At 66.9% G+C, this 16036-nt stretch carries 15 protein-coding genes; 11 read left to right on the forward strand and 4 right to left on the reverse strand.

The features are described 5' to 3' along the window. Positions 1-120: 120 nt before the first annotated feature. The 6 genes from accC (at position 121) to DN412_RS29435 (ending at position 6080) form a co-directional block, all read left to right on the forward strand. Positions 121-1473, forward strand: a complete 1353-nt coding sequence (gene accC / locus DN412_RS29410; protein ID WP_078197863.1) for an acetyl-CoA carboxylase biotin carboxylase subunit — start codon at positions 121-123, stop codon at positions 1471-1473. Positions 1474-1516: 43 nt separating this feature from the next. After that, positions 1517-2410, forward strand: coding sequence for a 50S ribosomal protein L11 methyltransferase (gene prmA, locus DN412_RS29415; RefSeq protein ID WP_078197864.1), 894 nt, complete (start codon positions 1517-1519; stop codon positions 2408-2410). Positions 2411-2419: 9 nt separating this feature from the next. Beyond that, a complete protein-coding gene (locus DN412_RS29420; RefSeq protein WP_115214789.1) occupies positions 2420-3877 on the forward strand; it encodes a DUF3426 domain-containing protein in 1458 nt (485 codons plus the stop codon). A gap of 98 nt (positions 3878-3975) precedes the next feature. Beyond that, positions 3976-4476 (forward strand): thiol peroxidase, encoded by a 501-nt coding sequence (gene tpx / locus DN412_RS29425; protein WP_078197866.1) that lies wholly within the window; start codon positions 3976-3978, stop codon positions 4474-4476. 143 nt (positions 4477-4619) lie between these two features. Then, a complete protein-coding gene (locus tag DN412_RS29430) occupies positions 4620-5567 on the forward strand; it encodes a carbohydrate kinase family protein (protein ID WP_115214790.1) in 948 nt (315 codons plus the stop codon). A gap of 36 nt (positions 5568-5603) precedes the next feature. Next, positions 5604-6080 carry an outer membrane lipoprotein gene (locus tag DN412_RS29435; protein WP_115214791.1) on the forward strand — a complete coding sequence of 159 codons (477 nt, stop codon included), beginning with the start codon at positions 5604-5606 and terminating at the stop codon, positions 6078-6080. Between the two features lie 293 nt (positions 6081-6373). Here the strand turns inward: DN412_RS29435 and DN412_RS29440 are convergent, their stop codons facing one another. Continuing rightward, entirely contained in the window at positions 6374-6928 is a 555-nt protein-coding gene (locus tag DN412_RS29440; RefSeq protein WP_115214792.1) for a histone H1-like DNA-binding protein, read from the reverse strand. Between the two features lie 1511 nt (positions 6929-8439). On the opposite strand from DN412_RS29440, the gene DN412_RS29455 reads away from it, so the two are divergent. Continuing rightward, positions 8440-8904: a DUF2147 domain-containing protein gene (locus DN412_RS29455; protein WP_115214794.1), complete on the forward strand. Its 465-nt coding sequence runs from the start codon at positions 8440-8442 to the stop codon at positions 8902-8904. Between the two features lie 135 nt (positions 8905-9039). Here DN412_RS29455 and DN412_RS29460 read toward each other — a convergent pair whose 3' ends face one another. Beyond that, positions 9040-11151 carry a TonB-dependent receptor gene (locus DN412_RS29460; protein ID WP_115214795.1) on the reverse strand — a complete coding sequence of 704 codons (2112 nt, stop codon included), beginning with the start codon at positions 11149-11151 and terminating at the stop codon, positions 9040-9042. A gap of 193 nt (positions 11152-11344) precedes the next feature. After that, positions 11345-12217, reverse strand: a complete 873-nt coding sequence (locus DN412_RS29465) for a LysR family transcriptional regulator (protein WP_115214796.1) — start codon at positions 12215-12217, stop codon at positions 11345-11347. Between the two features lie 128 nt (positions 12218-12345). Here DN412_RS29465 and DN412_RS29470 point away from each other — a divergent pair, with 128 nt between their 5' ends. Together DN412_RS29470 and DN412_RS29475 are read left to right on the forward strand one after the other, a co-directional pair. Then, positions 12346-12738 carry a tautomerase family protein gene (locus DN412_RS29470; protein WP_115214818.1) on the forward strand — a complete coding sequence of 131 codons (393 nt, stop codon included), beginning with the start codon at positions 12346-12348 and terminating at the stop codon, positions 12736-12738. 190 nt (positions 12739-12928) lie between these two features. Then, on the forward strand, positions 12929-13762 hold the full coding sequence (locus tag DN412_RS29475) for an aldo/keto reductase (protein ID WP_115214797.1): 834 nt from the start codon (positions 12929-12931) through the stop codon (positions 13760-13762). A gap of 22 nt (positions 13763-13784) precedes the next feature. On the opposite strand, the gene DN412_RS29480 is transcribed toward DN412_RS29475, so the two are convergent. After that, a complete protein-coding gene (locus DN412_RS29480; RefSeq protein WP_115214798.1) occupies positions 13785-14195 on the reverse strand; it encodes a hypothetical protein in 411 nt (136 codons plus the stop codon). Between the two features lie 216 nt (positions 14196-14411). On the opposite strand from DN412_RS29480, the gene DN412_RS29490 reads away from it, so the two are divergent. Together DN412_RS29490 and DN412_RS29495 are read left to right on the forward strand one after the other, a co-directional pair. After that, positions 14412-14990, forward strand: a complete 579-nt coding sequence (locus DN412_RS29490) for a BPSL1445 family SYLF domain-containing lipoprotein (protein ID WP_115214800.1) — start codon at positions 14412-14414, stop codon at positions 14988-14990. A 108-nt stretch (positions 14991-15098) separates the two neighbouring features. Next, the gene (locus tag DN412_RS29495) at positions 15099-15998 is read left to right on the forward strand and encodes a recombination-associated protein RdgC (RefSeq protein ID WP_115214801.1); all 900 of its coding nucleotides are present in this window, start codon (positions 15099-15101) and stop codon (positions 15996-15998) included. Positions 15999-16036 lie beyond the last annotated feature (38 nt).

Here is a 16036-nt window from a genome sequence, read left to right on the forward strand (position 1 = left end):
TGCAGTTCCATGCAGTTCCGCGCAGTATGGCGGCCACGGCGGCGACAGCCCCCGGGCCGCGCGCCCGGCGTGCCGTTGCGGCACGCGGCGGGACCGCTACTGTTCTCGCAGAGAGAGACCATGTTTGAAAAAATTCTGATCGCGAACCGCGGCGAAATCGCTCTTCGCATCCAGCGCGCCTGCCGCGAACTGGGTATCAAGACGGTGGTCGTGTACTCCGAGGCCGACAAAGAGGCCAAGTACGTACGCCTGGCAGACGAAGCCGTCTGCATCGGCCCGGCCCCGTCGCCGCTGTCGTACCTGAACATGCCGGCCATTATCTCGGCCGCTGAAGTCACTGACGCACAGGCCATCCACCCCGGCTACGGCTTCCTGTCGGAGAACGCCGACTTCGCCGAGCGCGTGGAGAAATCCGGCTTCGTCTTTATCGGCCCGACCGCCGACAGCATCCGCCTGATGGGTGACAAGGTGTCGGCCAAGCAGGCCATGATCAAGGCTGGCGTGCCGTGCGTGCCCGGCTCGGAAGGCGCCCTGTCCGACGACCCCAAGGAAATCCTGGCCACCGCGCGCCGCGTGGGTTACCCGGTGATCATCAAGGCCGCTGGCGGCGGCGGTGGCCGCGGCATGCGCGTGGTGCATACCGAAGCCGCGCTGATCAACGCCGTCAACATGACGCGTGAAGAAGCCGGCCGCGCCTTCGGCAATCCCGAGGTCTACATGGAGAAGTTCCTCGAGAACCCACGCCATGTGGAAATCCAGATCCTCGCCGACAAGCACAAGCAAGCCATCTGGCTGGGCGAGCGTGACTGCTCGATGCAGCGCCGCCACCAGAAGGTGCTGGAGGAAGCGCCCGCACCGCACATCCCGCGCCGCCTGATCGAGCGCATTGGCGACCGCTGCGCCGAGGCCTGCAGGAAGATGGGCTACCACGGCGCCGGCACCTTCGAGTTCCTGTACGAGAACAACGAGTTCTACTTCATCGAGATGAACACGCGCGTGCAGGTCGAGCACCCGGTCACCGAGATGATCACCGGCATCGACATCGTGCAGGAGCAGATCCGCATCGCCTTCGGCGAGAAGCTGCGCTTGCGCCAGAAGGATGTGCAGTTCCGCGGTCACGCGATCGAATGCCGCGTGAACGCCGAGGATCCGTTCAAGTTCACGCCGTCGCCGGGCCGCATCACCGCCTGGCACATGCCCGGCGGCCCGGGTGTGCGGGTGGACTCGCACGCGTATGATGGTTACTTCGTCCCGCCCAACTACGATTCGATGATCGGCAAGATCATCACCTACGGCGCCACGCGCGAGCAGGCCATCGCCCGCATGCGCATCGCGCTGTCGGAAATGGTGGTGGACGGCATCCTGACCAACGTGCCGCTGCACCGCGAGCTGATGATGGACGCCAACTTCGTTGATGGCGGCACCAGCATCCACTATCTCGAGCATCGCCTGGCGGAGCGCGCGAAGGCCTGACGCAACGTAACCCGCAACACAAAAGCAGCACGCAAGGAAGCCCGTGGCATTTCAGGAATGTGTGATCGAAGTGGCGCAGGACCAGGCCGAAGCCTGGTCTGACGCCCTGTTCGACCTCGGCGCGCTGTCGGTCTCGGTGGAAGACGCCGATGCCGACACGCCCGACGAGCAGCCGCTCTTTGGCGAGCCCGGGCTGGAACCGAAGCAACTCGCGTGGAACCGCTCGCGCGTGGTGGCGCTGTTCGGCGACGATGCCGATCCGGCCGTGGTGGTGGCAGCCGCCGCCAACCAGCTCGGCATCGACCCGGTGCCGGCCTACCAGCTGCGCGCGGTCGAGGACCAGGACTGGGTGCGGCTGACGCAATCGCAGTTCGAACCGATCCGCATCGGCGAGCGCATCTGGGTGGTGCCGTCGTGGCACGACGCCCCCGAGCCCGATGCCGTCGTGCTGGAGCTCGACCCGGGCCTGGCCTTCGGCACCGGCAGCCATCCCACCACGCGGCTGTGCATGCAGTGGCTGGAGCAGAACCTGAAGCCGGGCGAAACCGTGCTCGACTACGGCTGCGGCTCCGGCATCCTGGCGATCGTGGCGCGCAAGCTGGGCGCGGGCGACACCGTCGGCATCGACATCGATCCCAACGCCGTCGAAGCGTCGCGCTACAACGCCGAGCGCAACCGCGTGGAAGCCTCGTTCGCGCTGCCGGAATCGGTATCCGAGGCCAGCTACGACCTGGTGGTCGCCAATATCCTGTCCAATCCGCTCAAGCTGATGGCCGCCATGCTGAGCGCGCGCGTGCGCGCCGGCGGACGGCTGGTGCTGTCCGGCGTGCTGGAGCGCCAGGCCGATGAAGTCGCCGCGGCCTACGCACCCTGGCTGCCGCTGACGGTATGGCGCAGCGAGGAAGGCTGGGTCTGCCTGCATGGCACCCGCCCCTGATTCACCCTGATGGCCGCCGTCAAGCTAGTCACGCGCTGTCCGGCCTGCCGCACCGCCTTCCGGCTGGTCGCCGACCAGCTGCGCCTGCGCCAGGGCCTGGTGCGCTGCGGCCAGTGCGAAACGGTGTTCGACGCGCGCGAGCACCTGATCGAAATTCCGCTGCCGTCCGACAGCACCGCGCCGTCGGCCCAGAAGCCGACGCCGCCATCCGTACCCTCCCCGGCAACTGAACCCGCCGCGCCGCCCGCTGCCCTGACGCCGCCCGCGTCGGCGGAAGCCGCGCCCGCGCCGCAGCCCGCCTTTACCCCGACCATCGACCCCGGCTATGACGTGCCGGCGCTGGATGCGCCGACGATGCTGATGTCGTCGCCCGAGGACATGGCCATGCCGCCGCCGGCAGGCATGGACGACGCCGAGATCGAGCGCGCGCTGCACGAAGCCAACGAGGCCGTGGCCCATCGCGATGCGCACGACGCGGAACGCGAGGCGGCCACCCCGGCACCGGAACAGGCTGCGGCTGCGCCGGAGCAAGCGGCCTCCACCTCCGCGTGGCCGGCGCTCGATCACGGCGCGCTGGATACCGCTGCCGATACGCATGCGCCAGCCGTGTCGCCGGTACCTGTGCCGACGCCGGCAGCGCCAGCCCCGGCCAGCATCCCCAGCGCGAGCGAGTTCCTGCGTGCCGCGTCGGCCGATGCCGGCTCCGAACCGGCGCCGTGGCCGGATGAGGCACAGCACTACACCGACACATCGCCCGACGCACTGCCCGCCGCATCGCCCACCGTCGGCGACGATGACAAAGCTGAACCGGCCCTCGGCCCTGACACCGACCATCCCTCCACTGTCACCGGCGGGGCCGTCGCGCGCGAGCAGACCACGCGCCGCTGGGTGCGCACCGAGGCACCGGCCGGCCCGGTCTTCGCCCCCGACTTCCTGCGCCACGCGCGCGAGCGTGAGCGCGAACGCCAGCCACGCAAGCCTCTGGCGGTGCCCCGCGCCGCCTGGCGCGTTGCCGCCGTGCTGCTCGCCCTCGCCGCGCTCGTGCAGGGGGTGTACCTGGGGCGCAGCCAGCTGGCCGGGCACTTCCCGATGCTGCGCCCGGCACTCGAGGCCGCCTGCGCGCCGCTGCACTGCGAGGTGCCGCCATGGCGCGACATCGATGCGCTGCGCATCGAGACCTCGCAGCTGCAGCGCCAGGATGAAGGCGGCGACACCTACCTGCTGGCGGTAACGCTGCGCAACCTGAGCCGCGCCAGCACCGCCCTGCCCGCGATCGAGCTGGTGATGACCGATCTGCAGGACCAGCTGCTGCTGCGCCGGGTGCTGCAGCCCGCGGAATACCTGGAGCCATCGCAAAAGGCCTTTGCCGCACAGGGTCTTCGCGCGGGCATGGAGCTGCCGGTTCGGGTACGATTCCGGACGCAGCAGGCGCCAGCCAACTATCGCGTGCTGATTTTTTACCCCTGAATTCCTGGCCCGCCGCCGGACCGAATCCGAGTCCGGCGGCGGGCCGCGCCCCCGCTCCGGACACAAGCCGGAAATCCATCAGATATCAAGGAGTAGACATGAGCAACGTCACCCTCGGCGGCAACGCCATCGAAGTCGCAGGCAAGTTCCCGCAAGCCGGCGACAAGGCCCCGGCCTTCTCGCTGGTCGGCAAGGACCTGAAGGACGTCACGCTGGCCGACTTCGCCGGCAAGCGCAAGGTCCTGAACATCGTCCCGAGCCTGGATACCCCGGTGTGCCAGGCCTCCGCGCGCAAGTTCAACGAAGCCGCCAGCGGCCTCGCCAACACCGTGGTGCTGACGATCTCGGCCGACCTGCCGTTCGCCATGGGCCGCTTCTGCACGGCTGAAGGCCTGGCCAACGTGGTGCCGCTGTCGACCATGCGCGGCGCCGACTTCAAGGGCAACTACGGCGTGGACATCAAGACCGGCCCGCTGGCCGGCGTGACCGCCCGCGCGGTGGTGGTGCTCGACGAAAACGACACCGTCAAGTACAGCCAGCTGGTGTCCGAGATCAAGAACGAGCCGGACTACGACGCCGCCCTGGCCGCGCTGAAGTAATCAGCGGCACGCCCCGGAACCCTCGGGTTCCGGGACGGCAGCGGCCGCCCGCATCCCGGGGCGGCCGCTTTTTGTTTTCTGCCTGACCGATACTGCCCGCGAGGGCTCCGTTCCACCCAAACATCCCAACACCTGGAGAGAGCATGGCCAGCCTGATCTGCGGCTCCGTCGCCTACGACACCATCATGACGTTCGACGGACGCTTCCGTGAACACATCCTGCCGGACCAGATCCACATGCTGAACGTCTCGTTCCTGGTGCCCGGCATGCGCCGCGAGTTCGGCGGCTGCGCCGGCAACATCGCCTACACGCTGAAGATGCTGGGCGGCGATCCGGTGGTGATGGCCACCGTCGGCACCGACGCCGAACCCTACCTGGACTACCTGCGCAAGCTGGAGATCCCCACCGGCCACATCCGCGTGCTGCCCGAGACCTTCACGGCGCAGGCCATGATCACCACCGACCTGGACAACAACCAGATCACTGCCTTCCACCCTGGCGCAATGAGCCAGTCGCAGCTGAACAACGTCAAGGATGCGCTGGGCGGCGCCAGCGCGCCGGGCCTGGGCATCGTCGCGCCCGACAGCCGCGAGGGCATGCTGCACCACGCGCACCAGTTCGCCGAAGCCGGCGTGCCGTTCATCTTTGACCTGGGTCAGGCCATGCCCCTGTTCAACGGCGAAGACCTGCGGGAGTTCGTTGAACTCGCCAGTTACGTGACAGTCAATGACTACGAAGCGCAGGTCCTGCTGTCCCGTACCGCGTGGACCAGCGCCGAGGTTGCCGCCAAGGTTCGTGCCTTCATCGTCACGCACGGCGAGCGCGGCGCCAGCATCTTCGCCGATGGCCGCCAGTACGCGATCCCGGCCGTTGCGGCCGAGCGCATCGTGGACCCGACCGGCTGCGGCGACGCCTTCCGGGGCGGCCTGCTCTTCGGCATTGAAAACGGATTAGACTGGGAAACGACTGGCCGCCTGGCGTCGCTGATGGGTTCGGTCAAGGTCGCGCAACAGGGTCCGCAGAACCACTGGCTGTCGCGCGAGGAAATCGGCAACCGGTTCCAGTCTGCATTCGGGTACCGCTACGCCTGACCTGCGGCCAGCGCGTGGCTCTTTTCGGGAAATGACATGAACAACAAGCTACGTGGCGGCGCGGTGGCCGTCCTTGGTGCCACCCTGGTGGCCGCCCTGCTGGCCGGCTGCGCCACGCAATCCAACTCCAACAGCGTCTACGGCACCGGCCAGGCGCAGCGCGAGCAGACCGTGCGCTACGCCGTGGTCGAAGGCATCCGCGAGGTCACCATCCAGGGTAACCAGAGCGGCGCCGGCACGCTGGCGGGCGGCGCCATCGGCGGCATTGCGGCCGGCAGCACCATCGGCGGCGGCAACGGCGCGGTGGCGGCCGGCATCCTCGGCGCGGTGCTGGGGGGCATCGCCGGCAGCGCGACCGAGAACAAGATCAACCAACGCCGCGGGCTGGAAATCACCGTGCGCCTGGACAACGGCGAGATGCGCGCGATCACGCAAGAGGCCGACGAAGCCTTCCGCCCTGGCGAGCGCGTACGGCTGCTGTCCTCGGGCGGCGTGACCCGGGTCACGCACTGACTGCCTGAGGGGGTCCCTGAGGGCCCCTGAGTGCCCTGACGGGCCTCGGCAAGGCGCAGCACAGGCGCCGCACCCGAAAGGGTCGCGGCGCTTTTTCTTTTCGGCTTTGCAATCTCGTTACATTGTCGCGGACGCGCGCCCATGAAAAAACCCGCCGGGCGGATGCCATCGGCGGGTCGGCAAGACCAGGTGTCTTGCGGACCGGATACGCAGTATCCGGTCATATGGGCACGCACTGCGTGCCGGTGCGGTTCCTTGCGGAACGCGTAAGGTCCACTCCGTGGCGGAGCAGCTTACGGACGGTTGCCCGTCGGGAACGGCCAGGCAGCAGCCGGGTTCAGCGCGGTCTTGGCAGCCGAAGCGGGAGCAACGGCAGGGGCCGCGGCAGGCTTGGCGGCAGCCTTCTTGGCAGCCGGCTTCTTGGCAGCAGCCTTCTTGGCAGCCGGCTTCTTGGCGGCTGCCTTCTTGGCGGCAACCTTCTTCACTGCGGCCTTCTTGGCAGGCGCCTTCTTGGCTGCAACCTTCTTGGTCGCGACCTTCTTGGCGGCTACCTTCTTCACCGCGGCCTTCTTGGCCGGTGCCTTCTTGGCTGCAACCTTCTTGGTTGCGACCTTCTTGGCGGCTACCTTCTTCACCGCGGCCTTCTTGGCCGGGGCCTTCTTGGCGGCTGCCTTCTTGGCCGGTGCAGCCTTCTTGGCGGCAACCTTCTTCACGGCGGCCTTCTTGGCCGGTGCCTTCTTGGCGGCCGGTGCTGCCTTCTTGGCAGCGACCTTCTTCACAGCAGCCTTCTTGGCGGCCGGCTTGGCGGCCTTCTTAGCCGCCGGCTTTTTCTTTGCAGCAGTTGCCATGGATAACTCCTTCACTAGAGAGTGAATATCGAATGACCTAAGTTGGCGACCCGACCGACCCGAGGCGCGCTACTTCAGCGCGGCCCCAGTCGAGCGAGCGATTCATCGGCGTGCGGCCCGACAACTGCTGCACGCTAATGAATTCGGTTGCAGGCGCACCGCCCCTGGCGGTGACTTGGCGGCCGGAGCGAGCCCGCAAGCGGGTCTCGGGCACGTGCCGCGCCCTGGAATATTCGATCAGCCCGCACCGCCCGTTGAGCCGGCGCACGGCCAGAAATGAGGAGATATCGGACAGCTCTGCGGTGCGGGCTTGGCCTCGCGCACGGCAGGCTGCGTTCATTCGTTGGTAGCGGGTCCAACCCGTTAATGGACCAAGGGAGACTGCACGCGTTTTAAGAAGCCGGTCCGGCCTGGTCTGCGTCAAAGTTCTCGTGCTCCTCAGCTACTACCTTCGTCACTGCATCGAAGCGCGCATCGCGCTCGTCGTTCCATCTTGCTTCCTGCTTCTCTGCAATGAAGTGAGACTCTTGTCAAGGCGAATCATAATTCGTTTGCACGATGATGTTAAGAAAAAAGTGCAAAAAAACTTGCCTGCATGCATCGCTCCAACTAGATCTCACGCGCAGTGTCACGAAGACGTTGCCGATGACATCGAAACGCATCGCTCGCACGCAGGTGCGGACACGCGTTTCGCGCGCTCGCGCACACTGCGCGACACCCCTTCGCACACACCGCGCTCGCAGCTTTTACACACCGCCGCGCGTGTCGGTGACAGGCAGCGCGACGCGCGCCCGAAGCGCGCGCGGAGCTTCCACGCGCATCATCACACTTTCCGAAAAGCCGCATGGACAAAGGCTTTGCGGGCGATGCACTGAAACACGAACGGCATGCGTCGACCGTCGCGAAGGCGCACTCGGTCACGCGCGCGACGCGCTGCCCGGCACGCGCACGGCATGCTTTACACAGTCGGCAGACGACGCACGCGCCGCCATGCGACCGACGCTCGACGACAAGCGCGCCGACCGTTGCGCGACACCATCGTCGATCGCGTCCGAGAGTGATGCGTGCACGCAACGGTTTGCATCGACGCAACAGCGCAAGGGCATCGCGAAGGCATCAAAGCGTTGCGATCGAGCCAAGCGACGACGCTCGCGAAGCATCGCGGCAACACTTCCGCGGACGCTTCGACCATGCCATCGCCATCTGTGTTCGAGCTGCGCGCTTGCCTTGCGATTCGGATCGCGCGCGTCGTGTCTCGCGTCTGTGCTCGCTCACCCGCACCCTCGCCGCGCGCTGACGACCAGCGCTTCGTACGTCCGCTTAGAGGATTGCTTCAGCGCCCGCCCGCTGGTGCATTTTGCTGCGACACAATAACCCGCAAACGGCTGCTGCATGCGGCTTTGCGGGTAGCAGGCGGTGCCGGCGGACACGCGCGTGCCCTGCGGCGCCGGATTGCGGCGCGGCGCCTGCGCCAGTAGATTGGCGTGGCGACGAACCTCAAAGGAGACATCATGCGCATCCATTCCCCCCTTGCAGCGACCCTGCGCGCGGCCGTGCTTGCCGCCACTCTGCTCGGCAGCGCCGCGGCGATGGCGCAGGCCACGCCCAGCGGCATGTGGAAGACCATCGACGACAACACCGGCAAGCCGCGCGGGCTGGTGGAGATCAGCGAGAAGAACGGCGTCTTCAGCGGGCGCCTGGTCAAGACCTTCGTCGAGAGCGAAGGCAAGCCGCGGGTGTGCGACAAGTGCACCGACGCGCGCAAGGACCAGCCCGTCATCGGCATGACCATCCTGTCTGGCCTGCGCAAGACCGGCGACAACGAGTGGGGCGGCGGCGAGATCCTGGACCCGGAGAACGGCAAGATCTACAAGAGCAAGATGTCGCTGGCCGAGGATGGCAACAAGCTCAACGTGCGCGGCTTCATCGGCATCAGCCTGATCGGACGCACCCAGACCTGGGAGCGCGAGCACTGATCCTGCCACCAAGGCGCGGGACTCAGGGTTTCTCCGGGGCACGCGGTTGCAGGTCCCGGCCGAAGGAGAAACAGCAGTCGAAAAAAAACCGGGCGGTGATGAACCGCCCGGTTTTTTTGTCCACGATGCTGCGCTTTACATCCGGTAGCGCAGGGTGGCCATGACGCTGCGCGGAGCGCCCGGCATGTTCAGGTTGGGATTGGTGCCATGCGCCGAGACGATGTAGCTCTTGTTGAACAGGTTGTAGAGGTTCAACTGTGCCTCGAAGCCGCCGCGACGATACCAGGCCATGGCATCGGCGGTGACATAGCCGGGCAGCGTCACGGTGTTCAGCGGGTCGGCATAGCGCGCGCCGACCAGGTTCACGCCGGCGCCCACGCCGAAGCCGTGGCCCAGGTCCTTGGTCAGCCACGCGTTGCCGGAATGGCGCGGCGTGATGGTGGCGCGCTTGCCCTGCAGCGCGGCGCTGGACTTGGTGACGGTGGCGTCCAGGTAGGCGTAGCCGGCCAGCATGCGCCAGCCGCGGCCAAGCTCAGCCGCCCCGGAGATCTCGACGCCGTCGGTGCGCTGCTCGCCGATCGGAATCAGCGTGTTGTTGGCACTGGCGACCTTGACGTTGTTGCGCTCCAGGCGGAAGACCGAGATGGTTGTGGTGGCCTTGCCATCCAGCCAGTCATATTTGGCACCCACCTCCGTATTGTTCGTGGTCTCGGGCGCCAGGTCGGCATTGTTGGTGGCCAGGGCAAAGGTCTCGCCCGAAGGCTGGAACGACTTGCTCCACGATACGTAGTACGACTGCGCCTTCGACGGCTGCCAGACCAGGCCAGCGCGAGGACTCCAGGCATTGTCGGTGCGCGACAGGTTCTTCTGGCCGGCCAGGCGCTGGTAGGTGTCCTGCTGGAAGTTGTCGTAGCGCAGGCCCAGCAGTGCCTTCCACTGCTCGGTGACCTTGATCATGTCCTGCGTGTAGAACGCCAGCGTCTTGGCGATCCCCAGGTTGCTGGTCGCCGGGGTGCCGCCCACCAGGCGCTGCAAGGTCGGCAGCACCGGATTGAACAGATCGAACCGGCCGGGCACGGCACGGCTGTAGTTCACCAGGTCCTTGTTTTGCTGACCGATTTCCATGCCGTACAACAGCTCGTGCTCGGTGCCGAAGATCGTTGCCTTCTGCGTCAGGTCAGTCTGGTTGAACCAGCCATGCTCTTCGCGGAAGACGTTGGAATGGGACATGGTCAGCGTCTGGGTGGCTTCGTCCACCGCGCTGGTCAGCGTGTTGTTCCGGTCCAGCGAGTAGTGGTAGTACCGCGTGGCGTTGCGGATCGACCAGTTCTCGTTAAAGCGATGGTTGATCGTGGCCGTGCCCGAGTACACGCGCGACTGGCTATAGTCGGCGTCGCGCGCATTGGCCGCGCCGTAGTAGCGCGAGGCCGGCACGTCCACCGGGCGCCCCTTGTAGGCCGGGATGCCGAAGTCCGTCACGCGGCGGTCTTCCAGGTAGTCGGCCTGCAGCAGCACGGTGGTCTCGGGCGCGATGCGCAGCTCCAGCGACGGCGCGATTGCCGAGCGGTCCAGGAACTGCTGCGAGCGGTAGCTGTTGGCCTTCTCCACCGCGCCGGTCACGCGGAAGGCGGCGGCGCCGTCGGCGAACACGCGGCCCACGTCGGCTTCGGCGCGGCGGTCGGCCCACATGCCGTAGCTCAGCGCGAAGTCGGTGACGTCGATGCCCGGTTTCTTGGTCACGCGGTTGATCAGGCCGCCCGACGAGCCGCGGCCGTACAGCACGGCCGCCGGCCCCTTGATGACTTCGACGCGGTCGACGTTGGACAGGTCGCGGAAGTACAGCGCATCGTCACGGATGCCGTCGACGAACTGGTCGGCAATGGCGGTGAAGCCGCGGATCGACACCTGGTCGCGCTGGCCGTCGCCGGTGGAGAACGACACACCCGGCACGTTCTTCAGCGCGTCCTGCATCGAGGTGGCGTGCTGGTCGCGCATGACATCGCCGGTGACCACGTTGACGGTCTGGGGGACGTCGCGCAGCGGTGCCTCGGTCTTGGTCGCGCTGACCGTGTTGGACGGGTTATAGCCCTCGCCAAGCTCACGGCTGACGTCGGCCTTGACGGTGACCTCCGGCAACTGCGCCGCTGCTGTTGGCACGCCTGGCGCGGCCTGGGCCCACACCAGCATCGGTTGAAAAACGAGGCTCCCCGCCACCGCGGCACACATCGGGTGAAGTTTGATTCTCATTGCCCTGTCATCGACTGTAATAGTTTTGAAAACGCGGGCGCATTATCGATTACAGGATTGTCACGGTCAACGAGATTGCGAATTATTCCTATTCTCGGTCAGCATATGTTGCTTTCGACACACTCTGGTCTGTTTTGTGATCGACTCCCGGACTTGAACCGGCCAGTTGTCCAGGTCTGTCCAGGTCTGCTTCCTAGCCCAGTTGCCCGGCGAGCACATCGCGCGCCTCGGCAACAAACGCTGACTCCCGGCGCCGCGCGGGCAGCAGGAAGAACTCCGCCTCAGGCAGCCGCGGCAGCCCCAGCCGTGCGATGGTGGCGGCGTCCAGCGGCGCCACGCCGGGGCCGACCGCCGAGGCGTTCAGGCACGACATCCCCAGCCCCGCCGCCAGCGCCAGGTGCAGCCCCGCCACGCCCGACGCGGAGTGCGCAATCTCGAACGGCAACCGCTTGCGCAGCAGCAACTGCACCACATACTGGTGCAGCGAGCAGGTATCGGGCAGCAGCACCAGCGGCAGCGTCGCTGGCAGGCTGTCGGCCTCGGCCGGCGCGGCCACCCAGGCGAGCGGTTCGCGCCGCAGCACCGTGCCGCGCGTGCCCTGCCCGCGCGTGCCCGGCAGGCGCATGCTGAGGCCGATATCGAAGGTGTCCATCTCCGCGGCAGCGTCGATCGCGGCGCTCTTCATCACCGTCACGTGCAGGCGCAGGTACGGGTAGCGCTCGCGCAGGCCCCGCAGCATGCCGGCGATCTCGCCCGGGCGGAAATAGTCGGTCACGGCCAGGCGCAGCTCGCCCTCCAGCGCGTGGCCGCGCAACTCCTGCAGGGCCAGTTCATTCAGCGCCAGGATGCGCCGCGCGTGCTCCAGCAGCCGCTGGCCCGCCGGCGTGGGCAGCGCGCCGTGCCGGCCGCGCGTCAGCAGCGGCACGCCGGCGCGCTCCTCCAGCTTGCGCAGCTGCTCGCTGACGGACGACTGCGACAGGAACAGCCTGGGCGCCGCCGCCGACAGGCTGCCGCTGTCCGCAACCGTCACAAAGGTGCGCAACTGGTCGGTTTCGAATCCACGCATGGCAAGGCTCCGGCAAGGGTGATTACTTCGATATATCCGATGGTATGTATCAGATATTCCCGCTTTTCCGATACTACACCAGCCCCTACCATGGCATCACCAACCCTCGCAAAACCAAGGAGCCAGCCATGCCCCACATCGTCCTGCACCTGTCCGGCCAACCCGACGCCGCCCTCGCCCGCCGCAGCGCAAAGGCGATCGCCGACCTTACCGAGCGCGTGCTCGGCAAGAAGCGCGACGTGATTGCGGTGACGGTCCAGTACATCCCGCACGACAGCTGGATCATCGCCGACGTGCCGCTGTCCGAGCAGGGCCGCAACGCCTTCCACCTGGACATCAGCGTGACCGATGAAACCAACACCAAGGCGGAGAAGGCGCAGTTCATCGCGGCCGTGTTCGAGACCATGTCCGGGCTGCTGGGCAACCTGCATCCGGTGTCCTACGTGCACGTGATCGACGCCCGCGCTGCGGCCTACGGCTATGGCGGGCGCACGCAGGAGTATCGCCACCAGCACGGCTGAGTCCTGCCGCAATTTTCTAGCGGTCGCACTCATCTAAACCGCCGTGGTGTTCTTCGTCATCGCCGTGTATTTTCTGACCGGACTGGTCTGAAGCAATCCCAGCGCGCGCGGCTTGTACATTCCAGGTGTTGTTAACTAGTGTGGTTGGGTGCCGCCGGGCACCCGGCCCGGCAAACCAGGAAGCCTACACATGAAGCAAGTCACCCTGCCCGACGGCGAGCGCGTCCCGGCGCTCGGCATGGGAACGTGGAATATGGGCGAGTCGCGCGCCGCGCGCGCTGAAGAGATCGCCACCCTGCGCCTGGGCCTGGACCTTGGCCTGCGGCTGATCGATACCGCCGAGATGTATGGCGAGGGCCAGTCCGAGGAGATGATCGGCGAGGCCATCGCGGGGCGTCGCGACGAGGCCTTCCTCGTCAGCAAGGTCTATCCCTTCAACGCCAGCCGGCGCGGCACCATGCAGGCGTGCGAGCACAGCCTGAAGCGCTTGCGCACCGACCGCATCGACCTGTATTTATTGCACTGGCGCGGCGGCGTGCCGCTGGAAGAGACCGTACAGGCCATGGAGGCGCTGCAGCGCGACGGCAAGATCCGCCGCTGGGGCGTCAGCAACCTGGACCTGTCCGATATGCAAGAGTTGTGGGACGCGCCGGGCGGCGACCGGCTGGCCACCAACCAGCTGCTGTACAACCTGGGCCGGCGCGGGATCGAGTGGGACCTGTTGCCGTGGCTGCGCCAGCGCGGCGTGCCGGTGATGGCCTATTCGCCGATCGAACAGTCGCGCCTGTTGGGCAACCTCGGGCTGAAGCACTTTGCGCGCGACCACGGCATGACCGCGGCGCAGGCGGCGCTGGCCTGGCTGCTGGCGCAGGACGGCGTGATCGCCATCCCCAAGACCGGCCGGCGCGAGCGCCTGCAGGAGAACCTGGGCGCGCTCTCGCATACGCTGTCGGCGGCCCAGCTGGCCGAACTCGACCGCATCTTCCCGCCGCCCGACGGCCCGGGCCCGCTGGAAATGCTGTAACGGGGCTGCCTGGGGCCCGCGCTTAGTTCTGGCGGGCCAGGTAGCGCTCGCGCTCGACGTAGCGCACGAGGTAGCTGCGCGCCTTCTCGCGGGTATCGGTGGTCACGCGCGCCGCCGCCTGGCGGGCGCTGCTCTTGCCGTGCGACGACGACATCTGCGCATCCAGGTAGCCGCGGAAGGAAGCGTGCATCGCGTCCAGCTCAGGCTGGCACGCGGATAGGGCCAGGTCCGCCACGTCCTTGGGCTGGCCCTTGGCCGACAGGTTGTCGTTGGCCTTCTTCTGGACGCAATCCATGTATTTCGCGCGCAACGCCTGCCAGCCGCTGGCGTCGACGGCCGACAAGTCGGCGCCGGCGTCATTGGAAGAAACCGGAGGCTGTGAAGCGCACGCGGCCAGGAGGGCCAGCGGCAGGGCGGTCAGGAGTTTTTTCATGCAGTTGAGGGCGCAGTTGACGCCGGTCAAGGCGCAGGGGGTAGCCACAGGTCATACCGTGGGACGTTCCGTGCGCAAGGCCCACTATTCTTGCCGCGAACTGCCCGCCGGCACCACCTTCGTCACAATTGGAAACGACTCGGCATCGTTGACTTATTTGTCCGGGTGCTTCCGGCGCCTATGCTTCAAAGACGACAACAACACCAAGGAGACGAGATGAAACGTCGAACCTTCCTTTCGGCCAGCGCGGGTCTGGCCCTCGGCAGCCTGACCATGGGCGCCTGCACCACCACCAAACCCGATGCCACCACCGACAAGGCTGCGCGCCGGCGCGAGCTGGACTCCGGCGTGGACGGCACGCTGTCGCGCCTGTACAGCTCGGTCCAGGGCTCGCGCGAACTGGGCAACCGCGCGCGCGGCATCCTGGTGTTCCCCAAGACGCTCACGGCCGGCTTTATCGTCGGCGGCGAGTATGGCGACGGTGCGCTGCGCTCGGGCGGCGCCACGCACGGCTACTACCGCCTGATCGCCGGCTCGGTCGGCTGGCAGATCGGCGCGCAGTCCAAGTCCGTGATCCTGATGTTCCTGACGCAGGACGCCTATGACAAGTTCGTGCGCAGCAACGGCTGGACCGCGGGCGTCGATGCCACTGTGGCGCTGGCCACCGTTGGCGCAAACGGCGTGCTGGACACCAACACCGGCCAGCAGCCAATCGTCGGCTTCGTCATGACCAATGCGGGCCTGATGGCGGGCCTGAGCCTCGAGGGCAGCAAGATCACCAAGCTCGACCTGTAAGGGCGAGCTTTCAGTGACCGCCGCGCGGCCGGCGTGCCGCGCGGCGCCCTCCTTTTTCGCGGCCGCGCGCCGCGAGAGGATAGAATTCGTCCCTTTGGCCGAATTCCCATGTGGTTCAAGAATCTGCAGGTCCATCGTTTCTCCGCCCCGTGGTCGCTGAGCGCCGACGAGGTCGAAGCCAGCCTGGCGAAACACGCCTTCTTCCCCGGTACCAGCCTCGAGATGCAGACGCAAGGCTGGGCCTCGACGCGTGACAACGGCCAGCTGGTCCATACCGTCGGCCGCCAGATGCTGCTGACGCTGCGCACCGAAAAGAAGCTGCTGCCCACCACCGTGGTCAACCAGGTCACGCGCGCGCGCGCCGCCGAAATCGAAGAGCAGCAAGGCTACAAGCCGGGCCGCAAGCAAATGAAGGAACTGAAGGAGCAGGTCACTGAAGAACTGCTGCCGCGCGCCTTCAGCATCCGCCGCGACACGCGCGTATGGATCGACCCGGACAACGGCTGGCTTGCCATTGACGCCGCCGCCGCGGCCAAGGCCGATGAAGTGCGCGGCATGCTGTTCAAGGCGCTGGACCCGCTGCCGCTGATCAACCTGCACGTCAACCAGTCGCCGGTGGCGGCCATGACCGAATGGCTGGCCGGCGATGCGGCACCGGGCGGCTTCACCGTCGACCAGGAAATCGAGCTGCAGTCCGGCGCGGAAAGCAAGGCCACCGTGCGTTACGTGCGCCACCCGCTGGACCCGGAAGACCTGCGCCGCCATATCGCCGCCGGCAAGCGCTGCACGCGCCTGGCGATGACGTGGAACGACCGGGTCTCGTTCGTGCTGACCGACGGGCTGGTGGTCAAGAAAGTGGCGCCGCTCGATGTCATCAAGGAACAGGCCGACGGCACCGCGCACGATGAAGACGAGCGCTTCGACGCCGATTTCACCATGATGGCGGGCGAACTCTCGGGCATGCTCAGCGACCTCACCGAGGCGCTCGGCGGCGAGCGCAAGGCGTAAGCCGAATCGTCCGCAAGACCCGTGGCGCTGTTGCAGGA

Source organism: Cupriavidus lacunae, assembly GCF_003353055.1.
Classification (GTDB): domain Bacteria; phylum Pseudomonadota; class Gammaproteobacteria; order Burkholderiales; family Burkholderiaceae; genus Cupriavidus; species Cupriavidus lacunae.

Bases quoted from the DNA above. Each gene is read 5' to 3' on its own strand.
- accC (WP_078197863.1), top strand. From the start codon at position 121: ATGTTTGAAAAAATTCTGATCGCGAACCGCGGCGAAATCGCTCTTCGC.
- DN412_RS29420 (WP_115214789.1), top strand. From the start codon at position 2,420: ATGGCCGCCGTCAAGCTAGTCACGCGCTGTCCGGCCTGCCGCACCGCC.
- tpx (WP_078197866.1), top strand. From the start codon at position 3,976: ATGAGCAACGTCACCCTCGGCGGCAACGCCATCGAAGTCGCAGGCAAG.
- DN412_RS29430 (WP_115214790.1), top strand. From the start codon at position 4,620: ATGGCCAGCCTGATCTGCGGCTCCGTCGCCTACGACACCATCATGACG.
- DN412_RS29435 (WP_115214791.1), top strand. From the start codon at position 5,604: ATGAACAACAAGCTACGTGGCGGCGCGGTGGCCGTCCTTGGTGCCACC.
- DN412_RS29440 (WP_115214792.1), bottom strand. From the start codon at position 6,928: ATGGCAACTGCTGCAAAGAAAAAGCCGGCGGCTAAGAAGGCCGCCAAG.
- DN412_RS29455 (WP_115214794.1), top strand. From the start codon at position 8,440: ATGCGCATCCATTCCCCCCTTGCAGCGACCCTGCGCGCGGCCGTGCTT.
- DN412_RS29460 (WP_115214795.1), bottom strand. From the start codon at position 11,151: ATGAGAATCAAACTTCACCCGATGTGTGCCGCGGTGGCGGGGAGCCTC.
- DN412_RS29465 (WP_115214796.1), bottom strand. From the start codon at position 12,217: ATGCGTGGATTCGAAACCGACCAGTTGCGCACCTTTGTGACGGTTGCG.
- DN412_RS29470 (WP_115214818.1), top strand. From the start codon at position 12,346: ATGCCCCACATCGTCCTGCACCTGTCCGGCCAACCCGACGCCGCCCTC.
- DN412_RS29475 (WP_115214797.1), top strand. From the start codon at position 12,929: ATGAAGCAAGTCACCCTGCCCGACGGCGAGCGCGTCCCGGCGCTCGGC.
- DN412_RS29480 (WP_115214798.1), bottom strand. From the start codon at position 14,195: ATGAAAAAACTCCTGACCGCCCTGCCGCTGGCCCTCCTGGCCGCGTGC.
- DN412_RS29490 (WP_115214800.1), top strand. From the start codon at position 14,412: ATGAAACGTCGAACCTTCCTTTCGGCCAGCGCGGGTCTGGCCCTCGGC.
- DN412_RS29495 (WP_115214801.1), top strand. From the start codon at position 15,099: ATGTGGTTCAAGAATCTGCAGGTCCATCGTTTCTCCGCCCCGTGGTCG.